The sequence below is a fragment of the Actinoplanes sp. NPDC049668 genome (assembly GCF_044465445.1).
Classification (GTDB): Bacteria; Actinomycetota; Actinomycetes; order Mycobacteriales; family Micromonosporaceae; genus Actinoplanes.
In genome coordinates this window covers 116,031-136,933 of the sequence record NZ_JBITLR010000006.1, presented here as the reverse complement: position 1 = coordinate 136,933, position 20,903 = coordinate 116,031, and the positions used below count along the sequence as shown (strand labels likewise).

Sequence of the window (20,903 nt, the reverse complement as noted above, 5' to 3'; positions counted from 1 at the left end):
CTCGTCCGGTGGAGCGACCGGAGCTGTCCATCGCGGTTCAGCGCGCACCCGACGAGGTGGTCTTTCAACTCGCCGGGGAGATCGACGTGCTCACGGTGGCCAATCTCACGGCCATGGTCAACGAGGTCCTCGTCGAACCACCGGCCCGGATCACGCTGGACATGTCGGGCGTGACGTTCTGCGACTCGCAGGGCCTGGGCACGCTGGTGGTGCTCAGCCGCAAGGCCCAGCATGCCCGCGCGGTGCTCTCCCTCGCCAACGTCGGCGACTTCCTGCTCCGCGTCCTGGACATCACGGGCCTGCGCAGCGCCCTGATGATCTCCACCCCGACCGCACCGGCCCGCGAGGCGGGCTAGTTACCCCAGCGGGCCTTCTCGAGCAGTTCGAGCGCCTCGCCCGCGGCGTCGTCGCCGCCGACGCGCAGGGTGCGGGCCGCCTCGTCCACCAGGTCGGTCAGGCGCTGCCACTGGGCGTCGCGCTCGCGGCTCGCCTCCGCTTGGGCCTTGAGCTGCTGGGTCTTGGTCCACAGCTCGACGAAGACGGACACCTTCGCGCGCAGCACCCACGGGTCGAACGGCTTGGTCAGGTAGTCCACCGCGCCGACCGCATAGCCACGCAGCGCAAGCTGGGCATCACGGTCCGCAGCCGTCAGGAACAGTATCGGCACGTGCCGGGTGCGTTCGCGGCGCTTGATGTGCCCGGCCGTCTCGAAACCGTCCATATTGGGCATCTGCGCGTCCAGCAGGATCACCGCGAAGTCGTCGACCAGCAGCTGCTTCAGCGCGGCCTCGCCGCTCTCCACCGCGACCGCCTGCACCGGAAGGCCCTGCAGGATCGCCTCCAGCGCCAGCAGGTTGTCGCGGCGGTCGTCGACCAGTAGGGCCTTGGCTCGCTCAGCCACCCCGTCCAACCTCCCCGCCCTTGACCCGACTAAAGGCCATGCTCACTCTCCGTCCCGGAGCTGTCGGAGGCGTTGACCCACCGGGCCATCAGCTCGATCAGCTCGTCGAGGTCGACGGGCTTGGTGATGTAGTCACTCGCGCCCGCGGCGAGCGCCGACTCACGATCGCCGGGCATCGCCTTCGCCGTAAGGAACACTACCGGCAAGTCCGCAAAGCGCTGGTTGCGGCGGATTCCCCGGGTCGTCTCGTAGCCGTCCTGCTCCGGCATCATCGCGTCCATCAGCACGATGTCCACCTCGGGGTGCTCGGCCAGCAGCCGGACGCCGTCGACGCCGTTGTCGGAGTAGAGCACGTTCAGGCCGTGCATCTCGAGGGCGCTGGTCAGCGCGAAGACGTTGCGGACGTCGTCGTCGACGATCAGCACCGTTGCGCCGTCGAGCTGGCGGCTGGCCGGGCTGACCTGGTGGCTCTCCCCCTCCGGGTGGCTGGTGATCAGCGGCAGGTCCAGGGAGGTCATCGTCGCGCGGCGCGGCGGCGTGGCCGGCGCCGGCGACAGGTGCGGCAGGGTCGGTGCCGGGATCACGTCGGCGACCAGCGCGTCCGGCATGTAGAGCGTGAAGGTCGAGCCCTCGCCGGGCGCGGAGGAGACCACGATCGTGCCGCCGAGCAGCGCCGCGAACTCGCGGCTGATCGACAGGCCCAGGCCGGTGCCGCCGTACTTGCGGCTGGTCGTGCCGTCGGCCTGCTGGAACGCCTCGAAGATCAGGCTGAGCTTCTCGTCGGAGATGCCGATGCCGGTGTCGGACACCGCGAACGCCACCACCTGCCCGGCCGCGGCCAGGCCCGGGATGTCGAAGTCGAGGTGCTCCGGCGCGGGGTAGATGCTCAGCGTCACCGAGCCCTGGTCGGTGAACTTCACCGCGTTGGAGAGCATGTTGCGCAGGATCTGCTGCAGCCGCTGCGCGTCCGTGACGATCGAGTCCGGCAGGTCGGGCGAGACGTCCACCCGGAACTCGAGGCCCTTCTCCTCCGCCTGCGGCGTGAAGGCCTGCTCGACGTAGCTGCGTACGCCGTCGAAGTCGACCTGGTCGGGCTCGACGTCCATCCGGCCCGCCTCGATCTTGCTGAGGTCCAGGATGTCGTCGATCAGCGACAGCAGGTCCGAGCCGGCACTGTGGATCGTGCGGGCGAACTCGATCTGCTTCTCGGTCAGGTTGTGGTCGGAGTTGTCGGCCAGCAGCCGGGCCAGCAGCAGCAGCGAGTTGAGCGGCGTGCGCAGCTCGTGGCTCATGTTCGCCAGGAACTCGGTCTTGTATGCCGACGCCCGGGACAGCTGCTGCGCCTTCTCCTCGAGGCCGAGCCGGGCCAGCTCGATCTCCCGGTTCTTGGTCTCGATGTTCGCCTTCTGCTCGCTGAGCAGCTGCGCCTTGTCCTCCAGCTCGGCGTTGGTGCGCTGCAGCTCCGCCGACTGGTCCTGCATCTCGCGGGCGAGGCGCTGCGACTGCGACAGCAGCTCCTCGGTGCGCCGGTTGGCCTGGATGGTGTTGAGCACGACGCCGATCGTCGCGACCAGCCGCTCGAGGAACGTCAGGTGCAGGCCCGAGAACGCCGCGACCGACGCGAACTCGATCACGCCGAGCATCTCGCCCTCGAAGAGCACCGGCAGGACCACCAGGTCGTTCGGCGGCATCGCCATGAGACCCGAGCGCATCGTCAGGACGCCGTCGTGGGTGGCCCGGACCCGGATGGTGCGGCGGGAGACGGCGGCCTGGCCGACCAGCCCCTCGCCGGGACCGAACGTCACCTCGTGGTTGCGGGCCACGTATCCGTACGAGGCGGTGAGGCGCAGCCGCATCACGGCCTCCTCGTGGTCCACCATGAAGAACGCGCCGAGCTGCGCGTCCACCAGCGGCGTCACCTCAGTCATGATCATCCGGCAGACCTCGCCGAGGTCGCGCTGACCCTGCAGCAGGCCGCCGATGCGGGCCAGGTTGGAGTCCAGCCAGCCCTGCTCGGCGTTCGTCTTGGTGGTCTCCCGCAGCGTCACGATCATCTGGTTGATGTTGTCCTTGAGCTCCGCCACCTCGCCCTGCGCCTCGACGGCCACGCTCTGGGTCAGGTCGCCGCGGGTCACGGACGTGGACACCTGCGCGATGGCGCGCAGCTGGATGGTGAGCGTCGAGGCGAGCTGGTTGACGTTGTCGGTGAGGTCGCGCCACGTACCGGAGACGCCCTTGACCTCGGCCTGGCCGCCGAGCTTGCCCTCGATGCCGACCTCCCGGCCGACCCGGGTGACCTCGCCCGCGAACGAGGAGAGCTGGTCGACCATCGTGTTGACGGTGTCCTTGAGCTCGAGGATCTCGCCGCGGGCGTCGACCGTGATCTTCTGCGACATGTCGCCCTTGGCCACGGCCGTGGTGACCGAGGCGATGTTGCGGACCTGGGCGGTCAGGTTCGAGGCCATGTAGTTGACGTTGTCGGTGAGGTCGCGCCAGGTGCCGGCCACGCCGCGCACCTGCGCCTGACCGCCGAGCTTGCCCTCGGAGCCGACCTCGCGGGCCACCCGGGTCACCTCGTCGGCGAACGACGACAGCTGATCCACCATCGTGTTGACCGTCGACTTCAGCTCCAGGATCTCGCCCTGCGCGTCGACCGTGATCTTCTGCGACAGGTCGCCGCGGGCGACGGCGGTGGAGACCTGCGCGATGTTGCGGACCTGCGCGGTCAGGTTCGAGGCCATCGAGTTGACGTTGTCGGTGAGGTCGCGCCAGGTGCCGGCCACGCCGCGCACCTGCGCCTGACCGCCGAGCTTGCCCTCGGTGCCCACCTCGCGGGCCACCCGGGTCACCTCGTCGGCGAACGACGACAGCTGATCCACCATCGTGTTTACCGTCGACTTCAGCTCCAGGATCTCGCCGCGGGCGTCGACCGTGATCTTCTGGCCGAGGTCGCCCTTGGCCACCGCGGTGGTGACCGAGGCGATGTTGCGGACCTGGCTGGTCAGGTTGGAGGCCATGTAGTTGACGTTGTCGGTGAGGTCGCGCCACGTACCGGAGACGCCCTTGACCTCGGCCTGACCGCCGAGCTTGCCCTCGGAGCCGACCTCGCGGGCCACCCGGGTCACCTCGTCGGCGAACGACGACAGCTGATCCACCATCGTGTTCATGGTGTTCTTCAGCTCGGCGATCTCGCCGCGGGCGTCGACCGTGATCTTCTGCGACAGGTCGCCCTTGGCCACCGCGGTGGACACCTGGGAGATGTTGCGGACCTGGTCGGTCAGGTTGGCGGCGAGCTGGTTGACGTTCTCGGTGAGGTCGCGCCAGGTGCCGGAGACGCCGCGCACCTGCGCCTGACCGCCCAGCCGGCCCTCGGTACCCACCTCGCGGGCCACCCGGGTCACCTCGTCGGCGAACGACGACAGCTGATCCACCATCGTGTTGACGGTGTCCTTCAGCTCGAGTATCTCGCCCTGCGCGGCCACGGTGATCTTCTGCGACAGGTCGCCCTTCGCCACCGCGGTCGAGACCTGTGCGATGTTGCGGACCTGGCTGGTCAGGTTGGACGCCATCGAGTTCACCGAGTCGGTGAGGTCCTTCCAGGTGCCGGCCACGTTGGGCACGTCGGCCTGGCCGCCGAGCTTGCCCTCGGTGCCCACCTCGCGGGCCACCCGGGTCACCTGCTCGGCGAAGAGCCGCAGGGTGTCGGTCACGCCGTTCATCGTGTCGGCCAGCTCGGCCACCTCGCCGCGCGCGGAGACCGTGATCTTCTGCGACAGGTCGCCGCGGGCCATCGCGGTGGCGACCTGCGAGATCGAGCGGACCTGGTGAGTCAGGTTCGACGCCATCGTGTTGACGGAGTCGGTGAGGTCCTTCCAGGTGCCGGCGACGCCGCGGACGTCGGCCTGGCCGCCCAGCTCGCCCTGCGTACCCACCTCGCGGGCCACCCGGGTGACCTCGTCGGCGAAGGAGGACAGCTGGTCCACCATCGTGTTGACGACGCGCCCGATCCGGAGGAATTCACCCCTGAGTGGTCGCCCGTCCATCTCGAGTGCCATGTGCTGCGACAGGTCGCCGTCCGCGACGGCGACGATGACCCGGGAGATCTCGGTCGTCGGCCGGCCCAGGTCGTCGATCAGCGAGTTGACCGAGCGGGCGCTGTCCGCCCAGGCGCCGTCGAGGCCCTCCTCGTCCAGGCGCTCGGTCAGCCGGCCGTCGCGTCCCACGATGCGGCTGATCCGGCGGACCTCGAGGTTCTGCCGCTCCTGCAGCGACACGACCTCGTTGAACGCGTCCGCCACCTCGCCCGCGATCCCGCCCCGCCGGGGCAGGCGGACCTTGAGATCGCCGCGTCGGACACGGCTCAGCGCCTCGGCCAGTTCGCCCAGTACGGCGGTCTCGTCCGGCGCGCCGACATTGACCGGTTTGGTCGCAGTCATGCTGTCCTCACTCGGTGTCCAACGGTTGGGGCGCTCCATCATCCCTCGTACCGGTAGGTCAACGCGAGGTGCGGCTTTGTGCATCCACCCCCGGCGGGGGAGGATGCAGACGTGTCGGTGGAGGCGGGCCATGCTTCGAGCGCCCTCGTGCGCCGCGTCAGGCTGCCCAACGACCGGCGTACGCCCGCCGCGGCGCGCGCCCTGGTCCGCACCGTGCTCGAGGAGGCCGGGCTGGATGCCCTGGTCAACGAGGCGTTGCTGCTGACCACGGAGCTGTCCACGAACGCGGTCGTGCACGCCGGCACCGAGCTGGACATCGAGGTGGAGGCCGACAGCGGCGGGCTGACCGTCACGGTCACCGACTTCGCGCCGGGCCCGGTCGAGCAGCTGGCGGTCGGCCCGCGCAACGAGAAGAGCGAGATCGGCGAGGTAGCGGAGCGTGGTCGCGGCCTCCTGCTCGTCGACCACTTCGCGAGCCGCTGGGGCACCGTGCACGAGGGCAGCGGCAAGGGCGTCTGGTTCCGTTTGGTGCGAAAAGGCCCACCCGGCACCGAGCTCACCGCCGCCGACGGCGTGGTCACCCCGACCGTCGGCGAGCTGACCACGCTGCTGCAGATCGGACCCGAACGGCAGACCGAGGACGGCCTCGCCGAGTTCGCCGCCGAGCTGCTGTCCCGGCTGGCCCGGCTCACCGGCGCGACCGGCGGCGTCGTCCGGCTGGACCACGGCGACGGCGGCGGCCGGCAGCTGCTGGCCCGGCACGGCCGCGCGCCCCGCGACGACGCCGAGACGATCCGGGTGCCGCTGACCGTCCAGCGGCCGTACTCGGGCGAGCTCGAGCTGGACGCCTCCCCCGCCGGCTACGCCCAGCCGCTGGCCACCATCGTCGCCGAGCGCTTCTCGCTGCACCTGGAGAACGACCGGCTGCGCCGCGCCGACCTGCGCCGGCAGACCTGGCTGACGTTCCTGGCCGAGGCCAGCGAGCTGCTCGCGCAGTCCCTCGACGTGAACCTCACGATGGCGCTGATCCCGCGGCTGGTGGTGCCGCGGCTCGGCCAGTGGTGCGCGGTGCACACCACGGACGCCTGGGGCCGGCTCCAGCTCGCCGCCGCGACCCACGCCGACGAGGAGGCGGTGCCGCAGCTGCACGCCGCGCTCGCCGAGACCGGGCCGGACTCGATCCTGGCCCGGCTCGAGGAGGCGTCGCGGCTCGGCCAGCAGGCCATGTTCGGCACGCCGCACGAGGGATTCGCGGTGCCGCTGGTGGCGCGCGGGCAGCCGCTCGGCACGCTCTCGGTCGGCCGGCACCTGCGGCACCGGCAGGACGGGGACGAGGTCGCCGTCCTGGAGGACGTCGCCCGGCGCGCGGCGCTGGCCATCGACAACGCGCGGATCCACGACGAAAGACGCAAGGTCGCCCGTACGCTGCAGGCCTCGCTGCTGCCGCCGGCCCTGCCGCACGTGCCGGGCATCGGCTTCGCCGCCGAGTACGTGCCGACGGGCGCCGAGGTCGGCGGCGACTTCTACGACGTCGTCGGCGCCGGCGACGACAGCTGGGTCGTGGTCGTCGGCGACGTCTCCGGCAAGGGCGTGCAGGCCGCGACGGTGACCGGCCTGGTCCGTGACGTGATCCGGATCCTGGTCGACGACGGCAAGCCGATGACGGAGATCCTCTGCCGGGTCAACCGCACGCTGGTGCAGCGCGGCGGCGGCCGCTACTGCACGCTGGCCATGGCGTCGGTCGTCCAGGTGGGCGACAACCTGGACGTCTGCCTGCACCTGGCCGGCCACGACCGCGCCGTCCTGGTTCGCGCGGACGGCAAGACGTCCTTCGTCGGCGAGGGCGGTACGGCGCTCGGCCTGCTCGAGACGATCACCTCGCCGGACGCGCCGGTGACGCTGTACCCGGGCGACTCGCTGATCTTCTACACCGACGGCGTCACCGAGCGGCGCCGCGGCCGCGAGCTGTTCGGCACCGGCCGCCTGCGCGACGCGGCGGCGCCGCTGGCGGGCTACCCGGCGGACGTGATGGCGGCCCGGCTGCGCTCGACCACGATCAACTTCTCGGTCGAGGAGCCCCGCGACGACATCGCCATCCTGGTGTTGCGCAACGACGCCTGATTCTGTCGTACCCGACTGGCAAGCTGGTCAGCGTGGCAAAGACGCAGTTCTACACCGCGACCACGATCGACGGATTCATCGCCGACGAGAACAACTCGCTGGACTGGCTCTTCGCGGCCGACAGCGATCCCGGCAGCAACCCGTTCGCCGCCTTCTTCGCCGAGGTCGGCGCGTTCGCGATGGGCGCGACCACCTACGAGTGGGTGATGGAGCACGACCGGCTCGAGCAGGAGCCGATCAAGTGGAGCGACTACTACGGCGCCGTGCCGGCCTGGGTCTTCACCCACCGCACGCTGACGCCCGTTCCGGGCGCCGACCTGACCTTCGTGCAGGGTGACGTCCGCCCGGTGCACGAGGCGATGGTCTCGGCGGCCGCCGGCAAGAACATCTGGCTGGTCGGCGGGGGCGAGCTCGCGGGATCCTTCGCGGACGCGGGCCTGCTCGACGAGATCATCCTCGGGGTGGCGCCGGTGGCGCTGGGCGCGGGCGCGCCGCTGCTGCCGCGGCGGATCGAGTCGTCGCGGCTGACACTGACCGGGGTCGAGCAGCGCGGCCAGTTCGCCTACCTGACCTACGCGGTGGGCCCGCCCGCCTAGGGCAGGGCTAGAAAAGGTCCCGGCGGCCGGCCATGTCGATGTTCGTGCTGATCGGCGACGGCGCCGTGATCACCACGCACCGGCCGCCCCGGGCCAGCAGCACCCCGCGCACGGCGTCCAGTATCCCCTCGACCCGCTCGGGGGCCAGCGTTCCCGGCAGCACCGCGTGCACGGTGCCCCGGCCCGCCGAACCCCGCACCGGCACCGACTCGCCGGTCGCGTCGCGCAGCGCGTAGACCGCCGCGTGCAGGTCCGCGATCGCGACAGTGATCCGCAGCGCCACGTCCTCGCGCCCGAACGGGTAGCGGCCCCACCATTTCGGCGCCGTCGGGGTGACCGTCGCCGTGTCGCCCAGCGCCTTCGCCACCTGCTCGGCCCGCCCGGCCACGTCGACCGCGCCGCCCTCGAGCAGCACGGCCACCGACCCCGGCGGCTGTGCGCCCGGGCGGCCACCCCCGGCCGGCGTCGGCAGGTCGACCTCGATCGCGCTCGGCTCGGCCCGCTGCGACAGCGCCTCCTCGACCAGGTGGTGCACCTGCAACGGCGTCGAGACCGGCACCAGCACCCAGCGGCGGGCCGCCGGGAGCGGCCGCAGCCGCATCCGCGCCGACAGGATCACGCCGTCCACCTCGGCGATGCCGGGCCGGCCGTCCTCGCCGTCCGACTCGCCGGCCACGCCCTCACGGTCGACGTAGGAGATTCGCTCGACCTGCGCCGCCGGCGTGCCGAAGCGGTGGCGCAGCGGACCCGACTCGTTGACCGCGAGCATGCCGCCGATCGTCGCGCCCTCCGACGGCGGGTCGACCGCCAGCCGCTGGCCGCGCAGGGCCAGCGCCGCCTGCACCGCCCGGACCGGTGTGCCGGATCCGATCTCCGCCGTCGGACCGTCGGGGTGGTGGTCCCAGATGCCGTCCAGCCGGCCGGTGTCCAGCACCATGTCGATGCCGCGCGGCGGCGCGCCCCAGTCGAGTTTGGATCCGGAGCCGCGCGGGACGACGGCGAGGCCGCGCTCCGCGGCCAGGCGCAGCGTGTCGATCGCCGCGTTCGTCGTGGCCGGCGCCGCGACGAAGCTGGCCAGATGGCCGGCGACCAGGTCGGCGGCGCCCGCCTCCCGGGCGAAGTCCGGACCACAGATGTCCATCAGCGCGCGGAGCAGGGGCTCCCGGCCGGGCAGAGCAGTCACCATCAGCTACCCCTCACCTGGTTGCACCCCTGAAGATCGTCCACTCTGGCATATCGTACACATGTTCGAATGGCCTGGGGAGAGCCGCATGTGCGGGCGGCGATCAGTGACCTCCCGGTAACGTGGTTCAGCGTGACCACCGACATGCCCACGACCCCGCCCGCGGTCCGTCAGGTGCCCTCCGAGCGCACCTTCCACGGCGACGCCGTCACCGACGAATTCGCCTGGCTCGCCAAGAAGGACGACCCGGAGACGATCGCGTACCTGGAGGCCGAGAACGCCTGGACCGAGGCAGCGACCGTACACCTGGCCGACCTGCGCTCCACGCTCTTCGAGGAGATCAAGGGCCGCACCCAGGAGACGGACCTGTCCGTGCCGAGCCGCAAGGGCGGCTACTGGTACTACACCCGCACGGTCGAGGGCAAGCAGTACGGCATCCAGTGCCGCGTCGCGGCCGCCCCCGGCGACGTGGACCCGCCCGCCACCGGCGACGGCGCGCCGCTGGCCGGCGAGGAGGTGCTGCTCGACGGCAACGAGCTCGCCGAGGGCAAGGAGTTCTTCGCGCTCGGCACGTTCGACGTTTCGCCGGGCGGCGACCGCCTGGCGTACTCGGTGGACTTCGACGGCGACGAGCGGTTCACGCTGCGGTTCAAGGACCTGCGCTCCGGCGAGGTGCTGGCCGACGAGGTGCCGGACACCTTCTACGGCAGTGCCTGGTCGGCGGACGGCTCGACGCTCTTCTACACCACCGTCGACGACGCCTGGCGTCCCAGCAAGGTCTGGCGGCACACGATCGGCCGGCCCGCCGCGGACGACGTCGTGGTCTACGAGGAGACCGACGAGCGCTTCTGGGTCGGCGTCGAGCTGAGCCGCAGCGAGAAGTTCCTCATCATCGACTCGAACAGCAAGGTCACCAGCGAGGTCCGGGTCATCGACGCCGCGGCGCCGACGGCCGAGCCGGCGCTGATCCGCGAGCGGGTGCAGGGCGTCGAGTACTCGATCGAGCACCACGGACATCGCTTCCTCATCCTGCACAACGAGAACGCCGAGGACTTCGCCGTCGCGTACACGTCGGTGGACAATCCCGGCGACTGGGTGGAGCTGATCGCGCACCGGCAGGGCACCCGGCTCGAGTCGATCGACGCGTTCCAGCGGCACATCGTCATCTCGCAGCGCCGCGACGGACTCACCGGCCTGCGGGTGATGGCCGACGGCAGCACCGACAGCTACGACATGGAGTTCCCGGAGCCGATCTACAGCGTCGGCCTGGCCGGTAACCCGGAGTACGACACGAACATCGTGCGGATCAGCTACACGTCGATGATCACGCCGGAGTCGGTCTACGACGTAAACCTGATCACCCGGGCGATGGTGCTGCGCAAGCAGAAGCCGGTGCTCGGCGAGTTCGACCCGGGCAACTACGAGCAGTTCCGCGAGTGGGCGACCGCGGCCGACGGCACCCGGGTGCCGATCTCGGTCGTCGCGCGCAAGGGCACGCCGCGCAACGGCACCGCGCCGCTGCTGCTGTACGGCTACGGCTCGTACGAGATCAGCATGGACCCGTACTTCTCCATCGCCCGCCTGTCGCTGCTGGACCGCGGCGTCGTCTACGCCATCGCGCACATCCGCGGCGGCGGCGAGATGGGCCGGCGCTGGTACGAAGAGGGCAAGCTGCTCACCAAGAAGAACACGTTCACCGACTTCATCGCCGCGGCACACGCGCTGGTGGCGGCGGCGTGGACGGCGCCGGACCGGCTGGTCGCCCGCGGCGGCTCGGCCGGCGGGCTGCTCATGGGCGCGGTCGCGAACCTGGCGCCGGAGGCGTTCGCGGGCATCGTCGCGCAGGTGCCGTTCGTCGACCCGCTGACGTCCATCCTGGACCCGTCGCTGCCGCTGACGGTCACGGAGTGGGAGGAGTGGGGCAACCCGCTCGAGAACGCCGACGTGTACGCGTACATGAAGTCGTACAGCCCGTACGAGAACGTCGCGAAGCTGAAGTATCCCGCGATCCTCGCCGTGAGCGGCCTGAACGACACCCGGGTGCTCTACCACGAGCCGGCCAAGTGGATCGCGCGGCTGCGCTCGGTGGCGCCCGACGGCTCGTACCTGCTCAAGACCGAGATGGGCGCCGGGCACGGCGGCCCGAGCGGGCGGTACGACGCCTGGAAAGAGGAGGCGTTCGTGACCGCCTGGATCCTCGACCGGGTCGGCCTGGCCTGAGGCATCGTGGCCCGGCCGGGCTCCGGCCGGGCCACGAGCCCTAGGCGATCCGGAGCTCGTCGAGGTCGGTGCTTCGGCGCAGGAAGATCAGACCCACGCCGACCACGAGCATCATGAGCAGGAAGGCGCCGCCGCCGAGCACGAGAAGATCGCCGAAGGGTACCGGCACCTGCATCGTCACCTCGGGATCCATCTGCCAATACGGCGAGTTCGGGTCGGCGCACTGCTCCGCGGTCCCCGCGCAGCTTCCGCCCCCGCCGCCGGTGACCTTCGTGCCCATGCCCCGCAGCAGGCTCGCCCCGACCGTCAGCGCCACCAGGATGGCCGGCACCAGCGGCGTGAGCGCCTGCCAGGCGATGGATTCGCCGAGTGTCCGGCGCGGGACGCCGGCCGCCACCAGCGCCGCGTACGTGCGGCGCCGGGACACGATGCCTTCGGCGAGCGCGACCATGATCCCGGCCGCCGCGACGACCAGGCCGGCGACGACGGCGATCCGGACCAGGTCGACGGAGTTCAGATAGAAGTCGTCGTTCTCGGCGTAGTTCTCGGCGTCGTCGCTCATCCGGTGCGCCGCCGCCTCGGCCGCGAACTGGGTGGTCATGAATGCGCGGTAGCCGAGCACCCCGGCGCCGACGACCAGCGCGGCGAGCAGGGCCGACAGGGTGCGGCTGCCGTTCCACGGGTCGGCCATGAGCTGCCGGCCGGCCAGCAGGGTCGCGGGCCGGCGGCCGAAGCGGTGCAGCAGGCGGCCCGAGGTGTAGCTGATCCAGCCGGTGCCGACGATGACGCCGACGACGGCGAGCAGCACCACGAGGAAGCCGACGACGAGGGTCAGGTCGGCACCGATCCGGCCGACGGTGTGTGACAGGTAGCTGCCGAGCGGCCGGATCACGAACGGCGCGAACACCCCGACGATGATCAGCACTCCGGGCCAGAGGCGCGGCGACTTCGACCGGGTGCGGCGCACCACCCCGAGCGGGGTGATGATGACCCGGCGCAGCAGGAACGCGCCGATCAGCGCGGCGAGCAGCGGCACGAGCAGCAGCACCAGCGCGAAGGCGAGCGCGGACGGCATGACGTCGGTCGGCAGCCGCAGCAGGCCGGCGGCGTCGCGCCCGTCGAGCAGCGTGCGCATCAGCAGGAAGACGCCGGTGCCGAGGACCGAGCCGAGCAGCGCAGCGGCGGCCGTCTCCGTCGCCGCGATCAGGACGGCCTGCCCCGGGGTCGCGCCGGCCAGCCGCATGGCGGCGAGCCGGCGGTCGCGGGCGGGGCTGCCGAAGCGGATGCTCTGCCCGGCCAGGAACAGCACCGGGACGGCCAGCAGCAGCAGGGTGGCGACCACGCCGGGCCGCAGGCCGGGCTCGACGAGGAGCGGGTTGGCGTACTGCTGGTTCCAGGAGTCGGAGCCCCCGTCGGGGCTGCCCAGCTCGGGCACCGCGACCACGGCCGCGGCGGCGAGCAGCACCACGGCGGCCAGCGCGGAGCTGGCCGCGGTGAACGTCATCCGGAGCAGGTCGGTGCGGCCGCCGGCGACCGCGAGGCGGCTCAGCGCGTACGGCGTCATGAGCTGACCTCGAGACCCAGGCCGGTCGGGTCGAGCACGCCGTCGCGGAGCCCGATCTCGCGGTCCGCGTACGCGGCGATCTTCGGCTCGTGGGTGACCAGCACGACCGAGGTGCCCTGCTCGCGGGCGATGTGCACGATTTCGGTCAGCACCTGCTCGCCGGTGAGCACGTCCAGCGCGCCGGTCGGCTCGTCGGCGAAGAGCACCTTGGGCTCGGTGACCAGCGCCCGGGCGACCGCGCAGCGCTGCTGCTCGCCGCCGGACATCCGGCCGGGCAGCTGGTCGGCGAGGTCGCCGACGCCGAAGCGGCCGAGCCACAGCGTCGCGGCCTTGCGCGCGTCACGCCGCCCCGAGCCGGCGAGAAGCAGGGGAAGGGCGACGTTCTCGGCGGCGGTCAGCTCCGGCACCAGCTGGCCGAACTGGAACAGCACCCCGAATTCGGTACGCCGGAGCCGGGAGCGGGCAGCCTCGTTCCACAGCCCGATGTCCTGGTCGCGGTAGCGCACCTCGCCGGCGTCGACCTTGAGGATCCCGGCGAGGCAGTGCAGGAGGGTCGACTTGCCGCACCCGCTGGGCCCGGTGACCGCGACGATCTCACCCTCGCCGATCTCGATGTCGATGCCCCGCAGGGCCGGCGTCGCCCCGTACGAGCGATGCAGCCCTGTTCCCTTGAGTAGCGCGTTCATGCGTTCACCTCTCGGTGCAGCTCGGCGACGCGCAGCAACGTGGTCTGCAACCAGGTCAGGTCCGCGTCCAGGTGGGCGATGGCGTAGTCGGCGGCGACGACGTCCCCCGCGGAGGAGTCGGGCGCCGTCTTGACCGCGGTCAGCTCGCGCAGCCGGGTGCTGTGCGCGGCGCGCTGGGCGACGAGGTAGTCGGTCGCGGCGGTGGTGCCGGCGGCGAGCAGGCTGACGATGACCTTGGCGAAGAGGTCACTCGTCACGTACGGCGCCGGCGGCTCGACGGCGGCCAGCCACTCGCCGAGCTTGTCGCGGCCGGCGTCGGTGAGGGCGTAGGCGGTCCGTTCGGGCCCGCCCTCCTGGTCCTGGCCCGCCTGCTCGACGAGCCCGTCCCGCTCGAGGCGTCCGAGCGTGGCGTAGACCTGCCCGTACGCGAGCGGTTTCGCCCTGGGTAGTCGTTCGTCATGCACCCGCTTGAGCTCGTAACCATGCTGAGGGCCGGCGGACAGCAGCCCCAGCAGTACGTGCGACGTTGACATACCGACCACTATTCACTGAGTGAATAGCCAGGGTCAAGCCCTCGCCCGCCGGACCTTTCGTTACTTGTCGTGCATCAACTAAAATCTCCGGGGCACAACCGCGCTCCCGTTCCACACGCGCCTCCCGGCGTGGAGTAGCGTTCGTGGCATAACTGGAGGTCCTGAATGTCCCTGACGGTACAAACGGAACAGCGCGGCGACATGGTCGTCGTGTCGGTCGCGGGTGAGCTCGACATGGCCACCGCACCACAGCTTCAGGACCAGATCAGCGACCTCCTGGAAAAGGGCCGCACGCAGCTGGTCTTCGACCTGGCCGAGGTCTCCTTCTGCGACTCGACCGGGCTGTCCGTCTTCGTGCGCGCGAAGAACAGCACCGACGATGCCGGCGGCGTCGTGCGCCTCGCCGCCCCGCAGCGCGGGGTGCTGCGCATCCTCGAGGTCAGCGGCCTGGTCGAGGTGCTGCACACCTACCCCTCAGTGGACGAGGCCGTGACGGCGGGACAGCCCGCGCTCGACTGAGCGCGTGCCCGTCATTTTCGCGTGTGATCCGATCGGCGTAGTTTGTCGCTGACCGGCAGTGGGCAATCCCTGCCGGCAACCCCCTCGGCCCACGCGCGCAGGAGCGACTCTTGTCAATGGTCAAAGGCTTCAAAGACTTCATCATGCGAGGCAACGTCGTCGACCTCGCGGTCGGCATCGTCATCGGCGCCGCCTTCACCACCGTCGTCACCTCGTTCACCAACGCCTTCCTGAAGCCGCTCATCCAGCTGATGGGCGGCAACAGCAGCGCCTCGGCCGGCGTCTGGAAGGTCGGCGAGGTCGAGTTCCAGTGGGCCGTCTTCGTCAACGCGGTCATCACCTTCCTGCTGACCGCCGCGGTCCTCTACTTCCTCGTGGTCTACCCGCTCAACCGCCTCGCCGAGCGCCGCAAGCGCGGCGAGGAGCCGCCGCCGGAGAACCCCAGCGAGGAGATCCGGCTGCTCACCGAGATCCGCGACGCGCTGGTTCAGCAGCGGGTCTCGCCGGGCTCGGCCGACGACCTCCTCGGCCGACGCCAGCAGCAGACCCCGCCGCAGCGCTGACTCCGAAAAGATCAACCCCGCCCGGCACTGTTCGAACAGATGTTCGATACAGTGCCGGGATGGAGCAGCGCAAGCACTGGTGGAACGGCAGATGGGGACACGTCGCGCGCAAGGACGTCTACCTGCGTACCAGCGGCGACCAGTGGTATGTCGAGCAGCGGGCCGGCGGCGCGGACGGCGTCTCGCACTTCTTCGAGTACGACAGCGAGGACGCCGCACTCGACATGGTCCGCGCGCTGCTGGTCGGCCCGGACGAGTGGCGCGAGCTGTCGGTCCGCCCGCCGTCGCGCTGACCGCTTGGTCCGAAACTAGGCGGCCCGGCGCCCGGCGCCCGGCGGGACCGCCGCGGAGGCGGTGAGCGGGCCGCGCGGCACGAGGCGGAGCCCGGGCACCGCCGGCTCGCCGGCCTCGTCCTCCTCGACGAGGTGCCAGCCGCCGCCCGCCGCCCGGTCGCCGGGCGGGCTGGCCGACTCGCCGGTGACCCGCGACAGCGCCACGACGATCAGGTATCCGAGGATCACGAAGCCGTGGCTGACCAGCCGCTCGCCGTCGACCCGGGCCGCCGACAGGTCGTTGACCGAGAGCAGCAGCAGCATCCCCACGAACGCGGTCAGCATCGGGACCAGGCCGGTCGGCCGGCTGCGGCGCAGGGCGATGAAGAGGAAGCCGGCGCCGACGGCCACGTTCCAGGCCGCCGACTCGTGCCACAGGTGGCCGGGGGTCGCGTCCAGGCCGGAGTGCACGTGCAGGCTGCTCGCGCCGCCGCCGACCTGCGCCAGGCCCAGGATGAGCTGCACGGCGCCGACCGCGGCCAGCGCCACGTAGAGCGGCCCGGCGGCGAGCAGCCGGCCGCGCCGGCGCCCGGGTGCCGGCGGCAGGGCCGCGACGATGGCGGCGCTCAGGTCGGGCACGTCCGCGACCAGGCCGGTACTCGTCAGCCGGTTGACCGCCGCCGCCCGTTCGAGCCACTCCCGGCAGCCCGCACACCCGGACAGATGCTCGTCGACCCGGTCCCGGTCGGCCGGATCGTCCTCGCCGTCCAGTTGTGCAGACAGCATCTCGCGCCACCGCTCACACGCCATACCCCCATAGTCGCCCGGCGGGGTGCATTGGTTCCCGGGCGGTCAGCGCAGATCGGGGCGCTGCACGCCGGGGCCGCCGAGTTGGCTGCCGGAACCGCCCATCAGTCGCTTTCGCTCCCGGAACGCCCGCAGGTTCGCCGTGTTGCCGCAGGTGCTGACGTCGTGCCAGACCCCGCTGTTGTTGCGGGAGGTGTCGAAGAACGCCGCCCGGCAGTCGACGTTGTGGCAGAGCTTGAGCCGGGCCCAGAGGCCGGCCTGCTGGGCGAGCAGGGTCTCGGCCCACAGCGCGGAGGCCAACCAGCGGGTGCCGCGACCGGCGGGCACCATCCGGACCCAGCCGTCGGCGTCGGGCACCAGGCTGACCGGCACGTCGGCCGGGGGCAGCGCGCCGTCGGGCTCGGGCCGGCGACCGCCGGCCAGGATGACACCCTCGAACGTCGAGCGCAGCCGGCGCAGCGAGCGCATGTCGGTCGACGACAGCAGGATGACGGGCGCCGGCAGGCCCACGACCCGGGCCCAGGTGGTGAGCGCGTCGGTCAGCCATGGCTGGGCGTCGTCCGCGGTACCGAGCAGGTCCGGGGCGTATGACATGGACGCCCGGGTGTTCAACAGATCCTGCAGGAGGGCGAGGCCGGCGGGCGCCTCGCGTACGCCGTGCCGGGCACTTGCCTTCCATGACATAGGCGAAGGGTACTTGATTCTTTTTCACACCAGCATCCACCGGTCGCCTGATCGGCGCGTCCACGCAGCGTCTTGGCGTGCTGACCCATTGTTGATCAAGACTCCATCAGCACTTATATTAACTATTAGGGTTCTTAACCTTGTGCCGCAAGGCATCGATGACTGAGGATGTATGGCAGCGGCGCCGCCCCCACCGCCCCCATCCCCAAGGACATCCCGTGGCTCGAAAACTGCTCAGGCGCGCCCTCGTGGCCGCGCTCGGAATCCTCACGGCCGGCTCCGCCGGCATCGCCGTCACCAGCGACGCCGCCGCGGCCGCGGCCGCCCCGTTCAAGGTGCTCGCGTTCTACAACGGCACCTGGGACGCCGCGCACATCGACTTCGACTCCGAGGCCCGCGACTGGTTCCCCCGGGCTGGCGCGCAGCACGGCTTCACCTGGGAGGCGACCACCGACTGGAGCCGCCTCAACGCCGGCGAACTGGCCCAATACAAGGTCATCATGTTCCTGGACGACGCGCCGCCCGCGAATCGCCGGGCCGCCTTCCAGCAGTACATGCAGAACGGCGGCGCCTGGATGGGCTTCCACGTCAGCGCGTTCACCACCGACGCGAACTCGTGGAGCTGGTACCACAACACGTTCCTCGGCTCGGGGAACTTCGCCACCAACACCTGGGGCCCGACCGCCGAGACGCTGAGGATCGAGGACCGCGAGCACCCCTCCACCGCGGGCCTGCCCGCGACGATCACCTCCTCGGTCAGCGAGTGGTACTCGTGGAGCCGGGACCTGCGGCAGAACCCGGACATCGACGTCCTGGCCTCGGTCGACGCGTCCAGCTTCCCGGTCGGCACCGACCCGAACCAGCAGTGGCGCAGCGGCTACTACCCGCTGATCTGGACGAACAAGAACTACCGGATGCTGTACGCGAACTTCGGCCACAACGGCATGAACTACGAGACCAACACCCGGACCTCGTCGACGTTCGCGAGCGCACAGCAGAACCAGTGGCTGATCAACGGCCTGCTCTGGCTCGGCGGCGCGACCGGCACCCCGCCGACCACTCCCCCTCCCATCAACCCGTCCGCCTGGTACTCGATCGTCAACGCGGGTAGCGGCAAGTGTGTCGACGCCCGTGGCGGCGGCACGACCAACGGCACGGCGATCCAGCAGTACGCCTGCAACGCCGGCAACGCGCAGCAGTACCAGTTCGCCGCGACGAGCGGGAACTACGTGCGGATCAACAACCGGGGCAACAGCGCACAGGCGCTGGACGTGACGAACGTGTCGACCGCCGACAACGCGCCGATACAGACCTGGTCCTACTCGGGCGGCGGCAACCAGCAGTGGCAGCCGGTCGCCGAGGCCGGCGGCGCGTACCACTTCGTGAACCGCAACAGCGGCAAGTGCCTGGACGTGCCCGCAGCCTCGACCGCGGACGGCGTGCAGCTCGTGCAGTACACCTGCAACGGCACCGCGGCGCAGAGCTTCCGGCTCACTGTGCGTTAGGTCGCGGACGCGCAGACGGCCTTGACGACGCCATGGTCACACTGAATTGTTCTCGCGTGTGACCATGGCGTTGTCGAAGGGAACCTGGTGCGGAGAGCTCTGACGTATGCGGCCACGGTGATCGCGATCGCCACGCTGGCCTCCGGCTGCGACGGCGGCGACTCCCAGTCGACTGCGGCGCCCTCCCCCGTACCGTCGACGGCGCCCGCCTCGACCCCCGCGACGGCGCCGCCTTCCGCCGAGCCGGCGGCACCGACGGCCTCGCCGACACCGTCGGCACCCGCGAAGCCGCGGAAGCTCAAGAGCGGCGCGAAGGGCGCCGAGGTCCTGGCGCTGCAGAAGCGGCTGAACGAGCTCGGCTACTGGAACGGCGAGGCCGACGGCAAGTTCGGCGGGCAGACCCAGCAGGCGGTCTTCGCGCTGCAGAAGGCCGCGGGCCTGGGCCGCGACGGCGTGGTCGGACCCAAGACCAAGAAGGCCCTGGACGAGGGCGTACGCCCCGAGGCGAAGAGCACCAGCGGCCGCGTCGTCGAGATCAACCTGAAGCGCCAGCTGCTGATGCTGGTCGACGACGGCAAGGTCAGCCAGATCTTCAACACCTCGACGGGCTCGATGGAGCACTACGAACAGAAGGGCCAGACGTACCTGGCCGACACCCCGAGCGGCAAGTTCAAGGTGTCCCGGCAGATCGACGGCTGGCGGCACGCGCCGCTCGGCCTGCTCTGGCGCCCGAAGTACTTCAATGGCGGCATCGCCGTACACGGCGCGAACAGCGTGCCGCCGTACCCCGCGTCGCACGGCTGCGCGCGGGTGTCGATCTCGGCGATGAACTGGCTCTGGAAGAACGACGAGCTGCCGCTCAAGACCCGGGTCTGGGTGTACTGAGCGATCAGCCGTCGATCCGGGTGATGTTGCGGATCTTGTTGCTCGCGTCAAGCGCCGCGACCTTGTAGGCCTCCGACAGGGTCGGGTAGTTGAACACCGTGTCGACCAGGTAGTCGACCGTGCCGCCGCAGCCCATCACCGCCTGTCCGATATGCACGATGTCGGTGGCCGCGGTGCCGAAGACGTGCACGCCGAGCAGCCGGCCGTCCTCGGGCGAGACGAGCAGCTTGAGCATCCCGTACGAGTCGCCGACGATCTGCCCGCGCGCCAGCTCGCGATAGCGGGCGATGCCGACCTCGAACGGGGTCGCGCTGTCGGTGAGCTGGTCTTCGGTCTTACCGACGAAGCTGATCTCCGGAATCGTGTAGATGCCGATCGGCTGCAGCTCGTGCATCTCGCGCACCGGCTCGCCGCACGCGTGCTGGGCCGCGAGCCGGCCCTGCTCCATCGAGGTCGAGGCGAGCGCCGGAAAGCCGATCACGTCGCCGACGGCGTAGATGTTCTCGACCGCGGTGCGGTAGCTGGTGTCGACCTCGATCCGGCCGCGCTTGTCCGCGCTCAGCCCGGCGGCCTCCAGGGCCAGGTCGTCGGTCTGCCCCTGCCGGCCGGCCGAGTACATGACGGTGTCGGCGACGATCTTCTTGCCGCTCTTGAGGATGCAGAGCGCGGCGGTCTGGTGCCGCTCGACGGCCGCGACCTCCTCGCCGAAGCGGAACGTCACCGACAGGTCGCGCAGGTGGTACTTCAGCGACTCGACGATCTCGTCGTCGCAGAACTCGAGCATCTTGTCGCGCCGCTCGACGACGGTGACCTTGGTGCCGAGCGCGGCGAACATGGAGGCGTACTCCATGCCGATCACCCCGGCGCCGACCACGACCATGCTGCGCGGCACGGCCTGCAGGTTGATGACGCCGTCGGAGTCGACGATGGTCCGGTCGTCGAAGTCGACGCTGTCCGGCCGGGCCGGCCGGGTGCCCGCGGCAATGATGATCTTGTCGGCGCTGACCTTGGTGTCGCGGCCACCGCCGCCGTCGATCCAGAGCGCGTGCGCGTCGGCGAACCGGCCGGTGCCGGTCAGCATCGCGACGTGGTTGCGGGCGAGCTGGTTGCGGATGACGTCGGTCTGCCGGGTGATCACGTGCTGGGTCCGGGCGGCCAGGTCGCTGACCGTGATCTCCTCCTTGACCCGGTAGCTGCTGCCGTAGAGGTCGCGCTGGCTCAGGCCGGTCAGGTAGAGCACGGCCTCACGCAGGGTCTTGGACGGGACGGTGCCGGTGTTGATGCACACCCCGCCGATCATGTCGCGGCGGTCGATGATGCCGACCCGCCTGCCGAGTTTGGCCGCGGCGATCGCGGCCTTTTGTCCGCTGGGCCCGGAGCCCAGTACCAACAGGTCGTAGTCGTACACAGTGCTCAGCCTGGCAGGAT

At 70.8% G+C, this 20,903-nt stretch carries 18 protein-coding genes; 9 read left to right on the top strand and 9 right to left on the bottom strand.

Annotated elements, in window-relative coordinates:
* The first annotated feature begins 8 nt into the window (after window positions 1-8).
* Entirely contained in the window at window positions 9-356 is a 348-nt protein-coding gene (locus ACIBSW_RS25295; protein ID WP_354724578.1) for an STAS domain-containing protein, read from the top strand.
* On the opposite strand, the gene ACIBSW_RS25290 is transcribed toward ACIBSW_RS25295, so the two are convergent.
* Both ACIBSW_RS25290 and ACIBSW_RS25285 read right to left on the bottom strand, forming a co-directional pair.
* Entirely contained in the window at window positions 353-901 is a 549-nt protein-coding gene (locus ACIBSW_RS25290; RefSeq protein WP_354724580.1) for a response regulator, read from the bottom strand. The genes ACIBSW_RS25295 and ACIBSW_RS25290 overlap by 4 nt on opposite strands.
* Window positions 902-930: 29 nt before the next feature.
* Window positions 931-5,337, bottom strand: coding sequence for a HAMP domain-containing protein (locus ACIBSW_RS25285; RefSeq protein WP_354724582.1), 4,407 nt, complete (start codon window positions 5,335-5,337; stop codon window positions 931-933).
* A 111-nt stretch (window positions 5,338-5,448) separates the two neighbouring features.
* On the opposite strand from ACIBSW_RS25285, the gene ACIBSW_RS25280 reads away from it, so the two are divergent.
* Complete coding sequence (locus tag ACIBSW_RS25280) at window positions 5,449-7,458, top strand: SpoIIE family protein phosphatase (RefSeq protein ID WP_354724584.1); 2,010 nt, start codon at window positions 5,449-5,451, stop codon at window positions 7,456-7,458.
* A gap of 32 nt (window positions 7,459-7,490) precedes the next feature.
* A complete protein-coding gene (locus ACIBSW_RS25275) occupies window positions 7,491-8,054 on the top strand; it encodes a dihydrofolate reductase family protein (protein ID WP_354724586.1) in 564 nt (187 codons plus the stop codon).
* A gap of 7 nt (window positions 8,055-8,061) precedes the next feature.
* On the opposite strand, the gene ACIBSW_RS25270 is transcribed toward ACIBSW_RS25275, so the two are convergent.
* Window positions 8,062-9,240 carry an FAD-binding oxidoreductase gene (locus ACIBSW_RS25270; RefSeq protein ID WP_354724588.1) on the bottom strand — a complete coding sequence of 393 codons (1,179 nt, stop codon included), beginning with the start codon at window positions 9,238-9,240 and terminating at the stop codon, window positions 8,062-8,064.
* Between the two features lie 129 nt (window positions 9,241-9,369).
* Between ACIBSW_RS25270 and ACIBSW_RS25265 the strand changes: the two genes are divergently transcribed.
* Window positions 9,370-11,457, top strand: a complete 2,088-nt coding sequence (locus ACIBSW_RS25265) for a S9 family peptidase (protein WP_354724590.1) — start codon at window positions 9,370-9,372, stop codon at window positions 11,455-11,457.
* Between the two features lie 40 nt (window positions 11,458-11,497).
* Here ACIBSW_RS25265 and ACIBSW_RS25260 read toward each other — a convergent pair whose 3' ends face one another.
* From ACIBSW_RS25260 to ACIBSW_RS25250, 3 genes are read right to left on the bottom strand one after another with little or no spacing between them, the layout of a single operon-like run.
* Window positions 11,498-13,021, bottom strand: a complete 1,524-nt coding sequence (locus ACIBSW_RS25260; RefSeq protein ID WP_354719156.1) for an FtsX-like permease family protein — start codon at window positions 13,019-13,021, stop codon at window positions 11,498-11,500.
* Window positions 13,018-13,707 (bottom strand): ABC transporter ATP-binding protein, encoded by a 690-nt coding sequence (locus ACIBSW_RS25255; RefSeq protein WP_354719154.1) that lies wholly within the window; start codon window positions 13,705-13,707, stop codon window positions 13,018-13,020. Before ACIBSW_RS25255 ends, ACIBSW_RS25260 begins: the two co-directional genes overlap by 4 nt.
* Window positions 13,704-14,240, bottom strand: coding sequence for a PadR family transcriptional regulator (locus tag ACIBSW_RS25250; protein WP_354719152.1), 537 nt, complete (start codon window positions 14,238-14,240; stop codon window positions 13,704-13,706). Before ACIBSW_RS25250 ends, ACIBSW_RS25255 begins: the two co-directional genes overlap by 4 nt.
* A 165-nt stretch (window positions 14,241-14,405) precedes the next feature.
* On the opposite strand from ACIBSW_RS25250, the gene ACIBSW_RS25245 reads away from it, so the two are divergent.
* From ACIBSW_RS25245 to ACIBSW_RS25235, 3 genes are all read left to right on the top strand, one after another.
* Entirely contained in the window at window positions 14,406-14,759 is a 354-nt protein-coding gene (locus ACIBSW_RS25245) for an STAS domain-containing protein (RefSeq protein ID WP_184998120.1), read from the top strand.
* Between the two features lie 116 nt (window positions 14,760-14,875).
* A complete protein-coding gene (gene mscL, locus ACIBSW_RS25240; RefSeq protein WP_354719162.1) occupies window positions 14,876-15,322 on the top strand; it encodes a large conductance mechanosensitive channel protein MscL in 447 nt (148 codons plus the stop codon).
* A 59-nt stretch (window positions 15,323-15,381) separates the two neighbouring features.
* Window positions 15,382-15,615: a hypothetical protein gene (locus ACIBSW_RS25235; protein WP_354719150.1), complete on the top strand. Its 234-nt coding sequence runs from the start codon at window positions 15,382-15,384 to the stop codon at window positions 15,613-15,615.
* A 15-nt stretch (window positions 15,616-15,630) separates the two neighbouring features.
* Here ACIBSW_RS25235 and ACIBSW_RS25230 read toward each other — a convergent pair whose 3' ends face one another.
* Both ACIBSW_RS25230 and ACIBSW_RS25225 read right to left on the bottom strand, forming a co-directional pair.
* Complete coding sequence (locus tag ACIBSW_RS25230) at window positions 15,631-16,404, bottom strand: zf-HC2 domain-containing protein (RefSeq protein ID WP_354719148.1); 774 nt, start codon at window positions 16,402-16,404, stop codon at window positions 15,631-15,633.
* Between the two features lie 42 nt (window positions 16,405-16,446).
* The gene (locus ACIBSW_RS25225) at window positions 16,447-17,085 is read right to left on the bottom strand and encodes a CGNR zinc finger domain-containing protein (RefSeq protein WP_354719146.1); all 639 of its coding nucleotides are present in this window, start codon (window positions 17,083-17,085) and stop codon (window positions 16,447-16,449) included.
* Between the two features lie 218 nt (window positions 17,086-17,303).
* Between ACIBSW_RS25225 and ACIBSW_RS25220 the strand changes: the two genes are divergently transcribed.
* A complete protein-coding gene (locus ACIBSW_RS25220; protein WP_354719144.1) occupies window positions 17,304-18,590 on the top strand; it encodes an RICIN domain-containing protein in 1,287 nt (428 codons plus the stop codon).
* A gap of 87 nt (window positions 18,591-18,677) precedes the next feature.
* Window positions 18,678-19,475 (top strand): L,D-transpeptidase family protein, encoded by a 798-nt coding sequence (locus ACIBSW_RS25215; RefSeq protein ID WP_354719142.1) that lies wholly within the window; start codon window positions 18,678-18,680, stop codon window positions 19,473-19,475.
* 4 nt (window positions 19,476-19,479) lie between these two features.
* On the opposite strand, the gene sthA is transcribed toward ACIBSW_RS25215, so the two are convergent.
* Window positions 19,480-20,883: a Si-specific NAD(P)(+) transhydrogenase gene (sthA, locus tag ACIBSW_RS25210; protein ID WP_354719141.1), complete on the bottom strand. Its 1,404-nt coding sequence runs from the start codon at window positions 20,881-20,883 to the stop codon at window positions 19,480-19,482.
* Window positions 20,884-20,903: the final 20 nt, after the last annotated feature.